10 protein-coding genes are annotated in these 13,041 nt (G+C 28.7%); 4 read left to right on the plus strand and 6 right to left on the minus strand.

What is annotated here, in order from left to right; genetic code table 11:
- Positions 1-66: 66 nt before the first annotated feature.
- The 3 genes from EG57_RS0212050 to EG57_RS0212060 form a co-directional block, all read right to left on the minus strand.
- Positions 67-1,206, minus strand: coding sequence for an acyl-CoA dehydrogenase family protein (locus EG57_RS0212050; RefSeq protein WP_032077462.1), 1,140 nt, complete (start codon positions 1,204-1,206; stop codon positions 67-69).
- Between the two features lie 97 nt (positions 1,207-1,303).
- Positions 1,304-2,857 (minus strand): acyl CoA:acetate/3-ketoacid CoA transferase, encoded by a 1,554-nt coding sequence (locus EG57_RS0212055; protein WP_032077463.1) that lies wholly within the window; start codon positions 2,855-2,857, stop codon positions 1,304-1,306.
- A 52-nt stretch (positions 2,858-2,909) separates the two neighbouring features.
- Complete coding sequence (locus EG57_RS0212060) at positions 2,910-3,686, minus strand: enoyl-CoA hydratase-related protein (protein ID WP_032077464.1); 777 nt, start codon at positions 3,684-3,686, stop codon at positions 2,910-2,912.
- A gap of 1,956 nt (positions 3,687-5,642) precedes the next feature.
- Between EG57_RS0212060 and EG57_RS0212065 the strand changes: the two genes are divergently transcribed.
- Together EG57_RS0212065 and EG57_RS0212070 are read left to right on the plus strand one after the other, a co-directional pair.
- Entirely contained in the window at positions 5,643-6,419 is a 777-nt protein-coding gene (locus EG57_RS0212065; RefSeq protein ID WP_032077465.1) for an enoyl-CoA hydratase-related protein, read from the plus strand.
- Positions 6,420-6,467: 48 nt separating this feature from the next.
- On the plus strand, positions 6,468-7,862 hold the full coding sequence (locus EG57_RS0212070) for a GntP family permease (RefSeq protein WP_032077466.1): 1,395 nt from the start codon (positions 6,468-6,470) through the stop codon (positions 7,860-7,862).
- Between the two features lie 76 nt (positions 7,863-7,938).
- Here the strand turns inward: EG57_RS0212070 and EG57_RS0212075 are convergent, their stop codons facing one another.
- Positions 7,939-8,718, minus strand: coding sequence for an electron transfer flavoprotein subunit beta/FixA family protein (locus EG57_RS0212075; RefSeq protein ID WP_032077467.1), 780 nt, complete (start codon positions 8,716-8,718; stop codon positions 7,939-7,941).
- A gap of 197 nt (positions 8,719-8,915) precedes the next feature.
- Here EG57_RS0212075 and EG57_RS0212080 point away from each other — a divergent pair, with 197 nt between their 5' ends.
- Together EG57_RS0212080 and pdaA are read left to right on the plus strand one after the other, a co-directional pair.
- Positions 8,916-9,608, plus strand: coding sequence for a DUF3298 and DUF4163 domain-containing protein (locus tag EG57_RS0212080; RefSeq protein WP_032077468.1), 693 nt, complete (start codon positions 8,916-8,918; stop codon positions 9,606-9,608).
- A 252-nt stretch (positions 9,609-9,860) separates the two neighbouring features.
- Positions 9,861-10,760 (plus strand): delta-lactam-biosynthetic de-N-acetylase, encoded by a 900-nt coding sequence (pdaA, locus tag EG57_RS0212085; RefSeq protein ID WP_032077469.1) that lies wholly within the window; start codon positions 9,861-9,863, stop codon positions 10,758-10,760.
- Positions 10,761-10,845: 85 nt separating this feature from the next.
- Here pdaA and hisC read toward each other — a convergent pair whose 3' ends face one another.
- Together hisC and buk are read right to left on the minus strand one after the other, a co-directional pair.
- The gene (gene hisC / locus EG57_RS0212090; protein WP_032077470.1) at positions 10,846-11,946 is read right to left on the minus strand and encodes a histidinol-phosphate transaminase; all 1,101 of its coding nucleotides are present in this window, start codon (positions 11,944-11,946) and stop codon (positions 10,846-10,848) included.
- Between the two features lie 23 nt (positions 11,947-11,969).
- The gene (gene buk, locus EG57_RS0212095; RefSeq protein ID WP_032077471.1) at positions 11,970-13,031 is read right to left on the minus strand and encodes a butyrate kinase; all 1,062 of its coding nucleotides are present in this window, start codon (positions 13,029-13,031) and stop codon (positions 11,970-11,972) included.
- Between the last annotated feature and the right edge of the window lie 10 nt (positions 13,032-13,041).

Raw genomic sequence — 13,041 nt, forward strand, 5'->3', positions numbered from 1 at the left:
AGCTAAATTCGTCTATATTAAGCATCATGCATTATAGTAGTTATACAGGTTCTAATATACTTAAATCTATCTAAATAAACTTCCACTTATAATCAATTTCTGTATTTCATTTGTTCCTTCATATATCTGAGTTATTTTAGCATCTCTCATCATTCTTTCAACATTATATTCTCTCATATATCCATTCCCACCAAGCATCTGAGCTGCTTCTACAGTTACATGCATAGCTGCATCTGTACAAGCAAGTTTTGCTTTAGCTGCTGGAACTGTGTAAGATCTTCCTTCTTGTTTATCAATTGCTGCTTTATATAGTAAATATTTAGCTTGCTCAATTTCAAGCTGCAATTCAGCCATCTTAAACGCTAAATATTGATTTTTATACAAAGGCTTTCCAAATTGTATTCTTTCTTTCATATATTGTTTTGCTATTTCAAAGGCTCCTTCTGCTATTCCAAGTCCTTGCGCTGCAACTCCTATTCTTCCTCCGTCAAGAGTTTTCATTGCTATACCAAATCCTTTTCCTTCTTCTCCAATTAAATTTTCAGCTGGCACCTTACAATCTTTAAAAATAAGTTCTGAAACTTGAGCTGATCTTATGCCGCACTTGTTTTCAATTTTTCCTATTGAGAAGCCTGGAAAACTTTTTTCAACTATAAATGCTGATAGTCCTTTAGTTCCTTTACTTTTATCAGTTGAAGCAAATACTAAAAACGTTTCTGATAAAGGACCATTTGTAATAAAACATTTTGAACCATTAAGTATATAATAATCTCCTTTTTTCTCTGCTATTGTTACAACACCTGCTGCATCTGATCCTGCATTTGGTTCAGTTAAACCAAATGAACCAAATTTCTTTCCTGAAAGTACATCTGGAAGGTATTTTTTCTTTTGTTCATCAGAAGCACTATTAAATATGCCTCCTGAGCAAAGAGAAGTAGTTACTGAATATGCTATACCAACAGAAGCATCTACTTTTGAGATTTCCTCAACAGCTATAATGTAAGATAGATAATCTCCACCTGAACCACCAAATTCTTTTGGATAAGGAAGTCCTATTAGTCCCAATTCGCCCATTTTTTTATAGGCTTCTATAGGAAAGCTGCTATTTTCATCATTATCAATAACCATAGGTTTAAGTTCTTTTTCAGCAAAATCTCTTGCCATTTTCTTAATCATTTCTTGTTCTTTAGATAAAGTAAAATCCATTAAATACTACCTCCTAATTTATAAAAATTATTTTTACATCTATAAATAAGTAAATTTTAATTTTTACTTATTTATAGACTGTAATTTAGATAAAATTTTAACCTTTTAGACCCATTGCCTTATCATAAAAGATACGTTCATCCATAATTTTAGGCATACCTTCCATTTTAGGTTTAAATTCCATTAGACTTAATATATCCTTTTCCAAATCAATTCCAGGAGCTATTTCTGTAAGATAAAATCCATCTTTTCTAAGTTCAAACACTGCTCTTTCAGTTATGTAAATAGCAGGTTGATTTATTTTCTTTGCATATTCTCCACTAAATGTTATTTGTTCTACATTTTCAATAAACTTTTTGGCCTTACCTTCTTGCAATATTGTCAATTTTCCGTCTTTTATTTGTACTTTTAAACCACCTGCAGTAAATGTTCCACAGAACATTACTTTTTTTGCATTTTGAGTTATATTTATAAATCCACCACATCCTGCAATACGTGGTCCAAATTTACTTACATTTATATTTCCTACTTTATCAACTTGAGCTAAGCCTAAGAATGCTAAATCAACTCCGCCTCCATCATAAAAATCAAATTGATAAGCTTGATCTAAAATAACATCTGGATTTATACACGCTCCAAACGCTGATCCACCTTGTGGCACTCCACCAACAGGTCCTGATTCTACAGTCAATGTCATATACTCTCCAATACCTTCTTCATTTGCTACTAAAGATATTACTTCGGGTATTCCTATTCCTAAATTTACAACAGTATTTGCCTCAAGTTCCATGGCAGCTCTTCTTGCTATTACTTTTCTTTCATTTAATTCAGCTTTATCTATACTATCTAAAGGAACTTTAATCTCGCCTGTTAATGCTGGATTAAATTCACACCCAAAAGATTGTTCATGATCTCCTGGTTTAGCTATAACAACTGCATCTACATATATTCCTGGTATTTTTACAAGACGTGGATCAAGATTACCTGCAGCTACTATTCTCTCAACTTGAACTATAACAATTCCACCACTATTCCTACAAGCTTGAGCAATAGATGTCGCTTCAAGAGTAGCAACTTCTCTTTCTAAAGAAATGTTTCCATTTTCATCAGCCAAGGAACCTCTTATAAAACATATGTTAATTGGAAATGACTTATATAATAACTTTTCTTCACCTTCAATGTCTATAAGTTTTACTATATCTTCTTTTGTTTTCTCATTTAATTTTCCACCTTGAACTCTAGGATCTACAAATGTATTTAATCCTACGTGAGTTATTGTTCCAACTCTTTTTCCAGCAATATCTCTAAATAATTGTGAAATAGTTCCTTGTGGCAGGTTGTAGGCTTCTATCTTATTTTCTACAGCCATTTTTCCAATTGCAGGAGCTAAATTCCAATGTCCTCCAACAACTCTTTTAAGCATGCCTTCATGAGCAAAATGATCCGCTCCTTTTCCTTTTGCATCACCTTGAGCCGCTGCATATACTAAGGTTAAGTTATTAGGATGACCCGTTTCAAGAAAACGTTTTTCCAAAGCCTTGTTAAGTGTTTCTGGACAACAACTTCCAACAAATCCTCCTGTTACTATTAAATCTTCATCTTTAACCATTTCTGCAACTTCATGAGATTCTAAAATTTTAACCTTACCCATGTTAAACCATCCCTTTCAAATCAAAATCACATTTATAGTATTAATAAGGAACTTAACAACCTTTAAAATTAGGTTTTTTCTTTCCAACAAAAGCTTCCATTCCTTCTTTTTGATCTTCTGTTGCAAAACATAATCCAAATAGATCTGCTTCAAAGTTAAATGCTGATTCTGTATCCATATTTAAACCATTATTTATAGATGATTTAGCTAAGCTAACAGCATATATTCCTTTGCTCATTATTTTAGCAGCCATTTCTTTTGCTTTTATTATTAATTCTTCTGGTTCATAAATTTTATTAGCAAGACCTATACGATAAGCTTCTTGAGCATCTATCATATCTGTAGTGAATATAAGTTCTTTTGCAATACCTTTTCCAACTAATCTTGGAAGTCTTTGAGTTCCAGCAAATCCAGGAATTATTCCTAAGCCAACTTCTGGCTGTCCAAATTTTGCTTTAGTTGAAGCTAATCTTATATCACATGCCATTGAAAGTTCACAACCACCACCTAATGCATAACCATTAACAGCAGCTATAACTATTTGTGACATATTTTCAATATCTGAAAATACCTTTTGGGCAAGTCTTGCCATTTCTCGCCCTTCTATTGCATTTTTAGATTTCATTTCAGTTATATCAGCACCAGCAACAAATGATTTTTCTCCTGAACCAGTTATTATTACAACCTTAATATCTTTTCTTTCAGCTATATCTCTTATTACTACACCTAATTCTTTTAAAGTTTGGGTATTTAGAGCATTAAGAGCTTTAGGTCTGTTAATAGTAACCTCTGCTATACCATTTTCTTCTTTGAATAAAATATTTTCCATTATCAATATCCTCCCTATAATAATATTTATTTTGCTATTAATATTTAACAGCTTATTTTGATCATATTTTTTTACAAGTAATACCATCAAACATAGATATAAAAATTTATCAATCTAAAAATTCATAAATATCTTAAAATTAAAAGTATATCTATAATTCCATTTGAAACAATTTATAAATAATCAACTAAACTTCAAACAAAATTCAATTAACTATTCTCCATATAAGAAAAATAACCAGATATATTTTTAAAGTAGTGGATTTTTTTCAATTTATTGATGACTTAATTTAATAATCTACAAACAATATCATTATTTTCAGATAACCTTTTCAATAGTTTTGTTTATTCACCCTACACTTTTTCTCAATCCTTAATTCAATTCTACTTGCTAACAAACTATTTGTCAATAAGTATTTTGTACGCAAGTATTTTTTTAATATACTACTATCCTGTTTTAGACTATGCAATTGCAATTAACCTACTTTTTGAAAAATAATGAAAATTCTAATTAAAAATTAAAATCTGTTCATAGTTATAAAAAAAGAACTAATTTTAAATAATATTTCTATAAAGTTTATAAAAATTAGATACACATATTTTCAACAAAATTTTATTTATTTTTCTACTTATATCTTAATTTAACAAACTTTACACGACAATAATTTTAGATAACGTTTTCAAATTTTCATGATTCTATGTTATTTTTATATCAATATTTAATTTAATTTTAATAGTCAGCAAGTTATTTGTCAACAAGTATTTTGTATGCAAGATATATTTTTTAAAAAAATTTTACTGCAAATCTTAATAACTATGTCCATAAAATGTATATTTTAAGTATAAAAAATATTATTAAAGTTAATAAAAAAAATCTCTTCTCTTATCTAAATATTCTTTAACATTAATTTACGTGAACTTTGTTTCTATATTTTTTTAAAATCAACATTAATCACCATGTTTTGATAATATTTTTATTTTTATTTAGATCTTATAGTATGAAAATGATGATATATTATCAAAAAAAATATTATACAACAAAAAAATTTTTTATTCATATTTGCGATAAAATTCAATTTTTTTACAACAATATCATCTACTTACTTATTATAGAAAACTATGTAATCCTTTATTTTTAAGTGTTTGTAAAAAAATTATTATATAATACACTAAAAATATCTATATCAATTTCAATAAGAACAAATTTTCTCTATTTTCAAAAAAATGTACTTGTACGCAAAATACTTGTTGACAAATATCTGGTATGCTATTAAAATTAAATCAAACATTGATATAAAAGTAACATAAATCTACAAATTTTTGAAAACGTTTTTTACTTTTATTGATAACTTATAACTATTTCATCATTCTTTATAACTACAAACACATTTTTCTTTATTATGAATGTTAACTTTTTTTCACAAACCTAACTTATTTCAATGCTAATATAATTTAATATCTATTAAAAAAATGATTTGATTACACAATACATATTAAATAAGCATGCCATATAAATTCATATTACCATAAGCTAAATTTATATATGTAATTGTAAGATCACATCTAAATTTAAAAATTCACAAAAATAATCTCAAAGATATAATAATAATTTAATACCAAAAACACTTTAACATTAAATTATTTAAAAATGACTTAATTAATCTTTATAAAAATATTTTTGCAAAATATTAAATTCAGGCTGTTGGATAAATAATAATTGCAAAAAATAAAAAAGCCATCGCTTTGTGGGTATAATGTCTTCGCTAAAAAACACAAATAAACACCAACAATAGATGACTTATTATAATCATTATAACATTAAATATATGAAATCCAAAATATTTATTATAAAGTTTAAAATTTACTAACATTATATTTAATAAATTTTAGATCTGTTCTTGTAAAAGTTATTTATTCAACAACTTAATTAAATTATTAAACAAGGAGGATATCGATAATGGAAAATGTTTTATTCAAAGAAGAAAATGGTATAGCAGAGGTTACTATTAACAGGCCTAAAGCTCTTAATGCATTAAATACTCAAACTTTAAAAGAATTAGGTGTAGTAATAAGAGATATAGCTGAAAGAAAAGATATTAAAGTTGTAATACTAACTGGTTCGGGAGAAAAATCATTTGTTGCTGGTGCTGACATAACTGAAATGAAATCTAAAAATGCAATAGAAGGACGAGAAATGGCAAGACTTGCTCAAAAGGTATTTTCAGATATTGAAAATTTGCCACAAACAGTTATAGCTGCTGTTAATGGGTATGCATTAGGTGGTGGTTGCGAACTTTCAATGGCATGTGATATAAGATTAGCTTCAACTAAAGCAAAATTTGGACAACCAGAAGTTGGCTTAGGAATAATTCCTGGATTTGCTGGAACTCAAAGACTTCCAAGATTAGTTGGAAAAGGTATTGCAAAAGAACTTATATTTACTACAGATATGATAGATGCTCAAGAAGCTTATCGTATAGGTCTTGCTAATAAAATTTACGAACCAGAAGAATTAATAATAAAGGCAAAAGAAATGGCTGCTAAAATAATGAGCAAAGGAATATATGCCGTTAGCCTAGCTAAATCATCTATAAATAATGGTTTAAATATGGATACAGAATCAGCATTTAACTTTGAAGCCGATTTATTTGGATTATGCTTTGCAACAGAAGATCAAAAAGAAGGAATGGAAGCTTTTGTTGGAAAGAAAAAACCTAATTTTAAAGGTTGCTAAGTTCCTTATTAATACTATAAATAAAATCATTTAACGGAGGTTTTATAAATGGCAGTTTTGGGAATCGTACTAAGTTTAGTACTACTAATGTTTATGGCATATAAAGGTTACTCAGTTATATTATTTGCTCCTATTTTTGCACTACTAGCAGCTATATTTTCTGGAATGGCTATTATGCCCACCTATACAGAAATATTCCTTCCTAATTTAGGAAACTATGTAAAAGTTTATTTTCCCTTCTTCCTATTAGGCGCTGTATTTGGCAAAGCAATGGAACAATCTGGTGCAGCAAAATCTATTGCTAAGACAATTGTAGAAAAGTTAGGAAAAGAAAGAGCTATGTTATCTGTAGCTTTATCAACAGCAATACTTACATATGGCGGAGTAAGTATGTTTGTTGTAGCTTTTGCAGTATATCCTTTTGCAGCTTCAATATTCAAAGAAGCAGATATACCAAAAAGACTTATCCCAGTAACAATTGGTATAGGATGTTTAACATTTACTATGGATGCTCTTCCAGGAACACCACAGATTCAAAACTCAATTCCAATGAAATTTTTTAACACAGATCTTTATTCTGCCCCTGTTTTTGGCCTTTTAGGAACTATTATTATGTTCTGTGGCAGTATGGCTTATATAGAATGGCGTAAACGTAAAGCTCAAGCAGCTGGCGAAGGATATGGCACAAATCATATTAACGAGCCAGTTATGCTTCCAGATGATAGTTTACCAAATCCTTTCTTAGCAATATTGCCATTAGCCTCAGTACTCATACTTACCCTAATTTTACAAAAAGTAATTTTTCCACATTGGGATGTTATATCTTGGGTAAGTAATGCTCCTTATAAACTAGCTAAGGACAATGTAGTTGGATCTATGAATAACTGGGCACTTATTATTGCACTTATAGTCGGCATACTAATCGCTTTGGCTATTAATCCTAAACGTATGAAAGGTAACATGGCTCAAAGTCTTAATGCTGGTGCTATTGGTTCTTTACTTGCAGTTATGAATACAGCATCTGAAGTTGGTTATGGTAATGTTATAAAAACATTGCCAGGTTTTCAATCCATAGCTCATGCTTTAACAAATATAAATCCACATGGCACTCCATTATTGTCTGAAGCAGTTTCTATAAATGTTATGGCTGGAGTTACAGGTTCTGCTTCTGGTGGAATGAGCATTGCACTAGATATGTTTAGTAAAAAATACTTAGCATGGGCTGCTAGTACTGGTATTAGTCCTGAATTGCTTCACCGTGTCGCTGCTATGGCTGCTGGAGGAATGGACACATTACCTCATAACGGTGCAGTTATCACTCTTTTAGCAATTACAGGTTTAACTCATAAACAATCATATAAAGATATTTTTGTGCTTACTATGCTTAAAACTAGTACTTGCTTTCTTCTTATATTTCTACAAAGTATTTTTCACTTTATTTAATATAAAATTCAAAGAGACATTCTTTTCAAAGTTTGTCTCTTTGTTTATATTTAAAATAAAATTAATGCATTGTATTTTAAATATAATGCTTTTCTTTCAACTTTGCAGCAGCATATACAGCTGCTTCCTTAAATGATTTGTTTATTACCTCACCTTTAGAATTCGTTTCACTTATTACAGATTTCTTAATTTTCGTGAATGATCCTGTAAATCCAACAACTGACTTGTCTTCATTTATATTTTTCATTGTCCATACTTCTATTTTCTTTTTATGTGCTTCTAATATTTTTTCAATTCGCGGATACCTTGGTTCATTTAACTCTTTTACTACCGTTACTAACACTGGCATCTTTACATTTACTATTTCATATTCATTTTCTAAAGCCCTATTTACTTTTAAATATTCTTCATGTATTCTTATTTTTTGTACAAAAGTTACTTGAGGTATTTTTAATCGTTCAGCTATTTTAGGTCCAACTTGAGCTGTTCCACCATCTATTGTTTGTGCTCCAGTTAATATTATATCGTAATTTAACTTTTTTAAAGCACTAGATAACACATTTGCTGTAGCTAATGTATCTGATCCTATAAATGTTTTATCAGAAATTAATACAGCTTCATCTACTCCCATAGCTAAAGCTTCTCTTAAAGCTATTTCAGACTGAGCTGGCCCCATAGTTATTGCAATTACATTAGCCCCTATTTTTTCTTTTAATACTAATGCTTCCTCTAAAGCATTTTTATCATATGGATTTATTACAGCTGGAATTCCTTTCCTTATAATAATTCCATTTTTTTGATCAATTTTAACTTTAGATGTATCTGGCACTTGCTTCATACAAACAATTATATTCATCTACTTATTCCTCCTAATTAAAATTACTATAATTCTTATTTTTTTACATTATATAATTTTAATACCTAATTCAATTTTACTTGCATGCAAGATATTTGTCAACAAGCATTTTTTTATTTTCTAAAATAAACTAACAAAACAAATTCAGAATTATTTATAACTTTTTTGCATACAAATATTTAGAGGTGGTTTTTATATTGTATAATTTATGTTCATTTTATTGTCCATTCACTAATTATATGCGCATTCCAAACAATATCACAATAGATTCACAGCAAATAAATTCTACAGGAAAATATATTAAAGAAGATTTAAAAATACCTGTATTAAAAGGTATGAAAAATAAACATACAGAGAATCAAATCAACAATTCAATTAAAAGTGATATTATGGAGTTTAAAAATCAAATGGAAGAATCCGCTACTGAATATGGTATACAAGCTGAAAAAAATGGTAAAAAATTTATTCCTTTTATTATTTCTACCAATTACAGCATGACTTATAATAAAAATAATATTGCAAGCATTACTATTTTTTATTATGAGTTTATTAATGGGAAACATTCATATATTAAAACCTCTTACAATTTTGACTTAAATTCAGGAAAAATATTATCTCTAAAGGATTTATTCAAGCAAGGAGTTTCTTATAAACAAATCATAAATAAAGAAATAAAAAAATTTTTAATTCAAAACAAAAATCTATATCTTCCTGGTACTGTTACTAATTTTAAAAGCATCTCAGATGACCAGCCCTTTTATTTAGATAACGAAAATATTGTGATATATTTAGGTTTTAACGAAATTGCACCTAATATATCAGAAATACCTATAATTAAAATTCCTTTTAGTACTTTAAAAAATTATATAAAACCTATCTTTTTAAATTGATTTGAAATAATCTGGAAAGTATAAAATCTTTCTGGATTATCTTATTTTGTTATAAAAACTTATTGGTTTAATATTATTAAATGATAGTAAAAATTAACTCTTCCCACACAAATCTTTATGTAAACAAACTTATGAAACATATTCCAATAAATAATTATACACATTTGCATTATATTTACACTCATTTAACCTATAATATTGCACATAATACTTTTATATTTAAATTTGGTTTATACAAAAGAAGGTGAATGTATGCGTATATTAAGTACTGCTCTTGCATCAATACTTACTATTAATAGCTTAACTGGAATTAATTTAAGTAAAAATGCAACCAATTTTTGTTCAAAAGATCCTAACATGTATGCCGAATCAATTTATGAAAATAAAAGACATTCATTATTGGATATACCAAGATTTTTTAAAAATGCTATTAGCCATTCTGAAAATGGTCTTAGCACTAAAGAATATAATTGGTATTTCCAACCACGTAAAGATAAAAATCCACCACTGCCTCCTAAAGAAACATCAAGTTTTTTACCTAAATACTCCTGCTATCATTTAGGAGATACCTCAAAAAAAATTTTGTACTTAACTTTTGATGAAGGTTACGAGAATGGGTATACAGGACCTATTTTAGATGTGCTAAAAAAGCATAAAGTAAAAGCAGCATTTTTTGTTGTTAAACCTTATATTAATTCTAATGAAGATTTAATTAAAAGGATGGTCAATGAAGGTCATCTAGTCTGTAATCACAGTTCACACCACCTTTCCATGGCTTCTATAATAAATACCGAAAAATTCAACAATGAGTTTTCCGAAGTAGAAGAAGCTTTTGAAAAAGTCACTGGTGGCAAAAAAATGCCAAAATATTTCAGGCCACCTATGGGAAAGTACAGCGAATTATCACTATACAATACAAAACAACTTGGTTATAAAACCATATTTTGGAGCTTTGCTTATATGGATTGGGAAATCAATAAACAACCTTCTCATGAATTTGCAAAAAAACGCATAATGGATAAAACCCATAATGGTGCTATCGTACTATTGCATGCCGTTTCAAAAACTAATGCCGAAATATTAGACAATGTAATTACAGAATGGAAAAATCAAGGATATGAACTTAAAAGCTTAAATGAATTACCAAATTAAAAAAAGGAGTTGTTAAAAGATTTTCTATTAACAACTCCTTTATAAAAAAGGCTGTGGTACTAATAAAAATTTATTTTTATTTAAATCAATTTTTAACTACTTCTTCTAATTTATCTATAAATATTTTAGTTTGATCTATAGTCCCTGTACTTACTCTAATCCAATTATTCCAACCCCATAAAAATCCGCCTCTTATTATTACTCCTTTTTCTAATAGCTTTTGGAACACTATCTTTGAATCCATATTTACATTAACAAAAATAAAATTTGCATTTGATTTTATATATTCAAATTCATTTTTGTCAAAATATTCTTCCATTAAAGCTAAAGATTTATAATTCAATTCTACTGTTTTATCTATGTGTTCTTTATCCTCCAATGCTCCCAAAGCTGCTGCTTGAGCAAGTCTATTTACACTAAAAGTTAATTTTATTTTATACATAGCTTCACAGATTTCTTGTGATGTTAAAAGATATCCTAATCTTACAGCAGCTATTCCTGCCACTTTGGAAAATGTTCTCAAAATTATGGTATTAGGTCTTTCTTTTAATACATTTAAAGTTTCAGGATATTCATCATTTTTTATGGCATAATCATAATAAGCTTCATCAAACACAACGACTACATCCTGTGGTAAATTTTTTATTAAATACTCATGTTCTGATTTAGTCATTATATTTCCAGTAGGATTATTAGGATTACATATAAATATTAATTTAGTTTTTTCATTAACACTTTCAATAATCTTTTCAACATCCTGTTTGTACTCTTTATTAAGGGGAATATTAACCACAACTCCTCCTAAAAAGGATACATCTGTAGCATATTTACCAAAAGTAGGAGTAGCTATCATTACTTCATCACCAGGATTTATAAAGGTTTCTGCAATATTTTTTATAAGTTCTTCTCCACCACTTCCAACTACAATATTTTCAATTTTAACACCATGTTTTTCTGCTAATTTTTCTCTTAATTTTATTGCAGCAGAGTCAGGATACATATTAATATTTTTAATTTCCTTTTCAATGTATTCCATTGCCTTAGGTGATGGTCCTAGTGGATTTTCATTTGATGCTAACTTTTCAATTTTATTTATATTTAATTCTCTTTTTAAATCTTCAATTGGCTTTCCTGGAACATAAGCCTTAGCTGCGTATACTTCTTTTCTAAATAACTTTTTTAACATAACATTCTCCCCCCATGTTAAATTTAATCTAAATCATATTCATGTGCTTTTTCTTCTCCTTTTATAACTCTAAGTGCACCTAATGCAAGGGATTCCAATTCATTTTCTCCTGGCAATATTTCTACAGGTGCTATAAATTCTACTCTTTCTTTTACCCATTCTGTCATCATTTTTGAATAGGCAATTCCTCCTGTAATTACTACTGCATCAACCTTTCCTTTTACCACAGTTGCAAGTTCTCCTATTGATTTTGCAATTTGATATGCCATAGCTTCATAAACTAATTTAGCTTCAGCATCTCCATTTTCAATTCTTTTTTCTACATCCAATGCACTATTAGTTCCTAAATAGGAGATTAATCCACCATCTCCTCTTATTTTCTTTTTCATTGTGCGTTCATCATTTTTATAACACATTTCTATTAAGCGCTTACAAGGTACTCTACCTGATCTTTCTGGTGAAAATGGTCCTTCTTCATCAGTAACAGCATCTATCATTTTTCCACCTTTATGTACAGTAAGAGATATTCCACCTCCTAAATGAGCAACAACTAAATTACATTGTTCATAAGGTTTACCTAGTTTTTTTGCTGTTTTTATTGCTGCAGCTCTCATATTCAAAGCATGAATAAAACTCTCTCTTTTTATATCTGCAAGCCCTGATATTCTTGCAATATCCTCAAATTCATCTACAGCTACAGAATCATATATGAAAGCTGGTATATTTAAAGGTTTTGCTATTGCATATGAAATTATAGCTCCTAAATTTGAAGCATGCTCTACTACAGGTCTTTTAGAAAGTCTTTCTACCATAGAATCGTTTACTCTGTAAGCTCCTGACTTAACTGGAGGCAAAATTCCTCCTCTTCCAACTACTGCAGATAAATCTTTAACATCAAAATTTACTTCTTTTAAAAATTTCATTATAGCTTCATATCTCATAGCATATTGATCAGCTATGTTTTCATATTTTTTCACTTCTTCGCTAGAATGTTCTATACTGGTTTTAAATAATTCCTCTGTGTCATCATAAATAGCTATCTTAGTTGAAGTCGAACCTGGATTTATTGCTAGTATTTTGTACATTATTTTACCC

Source organism: Clostridium drakei, from assembly GCF_000633595.2.
GTDB lineage: Bacteria > Bacillota > Clostridia > Clostridiales > Clostridiaceae > Clostridium_AM > Clostridium_AM drakei.

What these genes read in the sequence shown, in the direction of transcription:
- EG57_RS0212075 (WP_032077467.1), bottom strand. Translation starts at nt 8,718, where the DNA reads ATGAATATAATTGTTTGTATGAAGCAAGTGCCAGATACATCTAAAGTT.
- buk (WP_032077471.1), bottom strand. Translation starts at nt 13,031, where the DNA reads ATGTACAAAATACTAGCAATAAATCCAGGTTCGACTTCAACTAAGATA.
- EG57_RS0212050 (WP_032077462.1), bottom strand. Translation starts at nt 1,206, where the DNA reads ATGGATTTTACTTTATCTAAAGAACAAGAAATGATTAAGAAAATGGCA.
- EG57_RS0212055 (WP_032077463.1), bottom strand. Translation starts at nt 2,857, where the DNA reads ATGGGTAAGGTTAAAATTTTAGAATCTCATGAAGTTGCAGAAATGGTT.
- pdaA (WP_032077469.1), top strand. Translation starts at nt 9,861, where the DNA reads ATGCGTATATTAAGTACTGCTCTTGCATCAATACTTACTATTAATAGC.
- hisC (WP_032077470.1), bottom strand. Translation starts at nt 11,946, where the DNA reads ATGTTAAAAAAGTTATTTAGAAAAGAAGTATACGCAGCTAAGGCTTAT.
- EG57_RS0212060 (WP_032077464.1), bottom strand. Translation starts at nt 3,686, where the DNA reads ATGGAAAATATTTTATTCAAAGAAGAAAATGGTATAGCAGAGGTTACT.
- EG57_RS0212065 (WP_032077465.1), top strand. Translation starts at nt 5,643, where the DNA reads ATGGAAAATGTTTTATTCAAAGAAGAAAATGGTATAGCAGAGGTTACT.
- EG57_RS0212070 (WP_032077466.1), top strand. Translation starts at nt 6,468, where the DNA reads ATGGCAGTTTTGGGAATCGTACTAAGTTTAGTACTACTAATGTTTATG.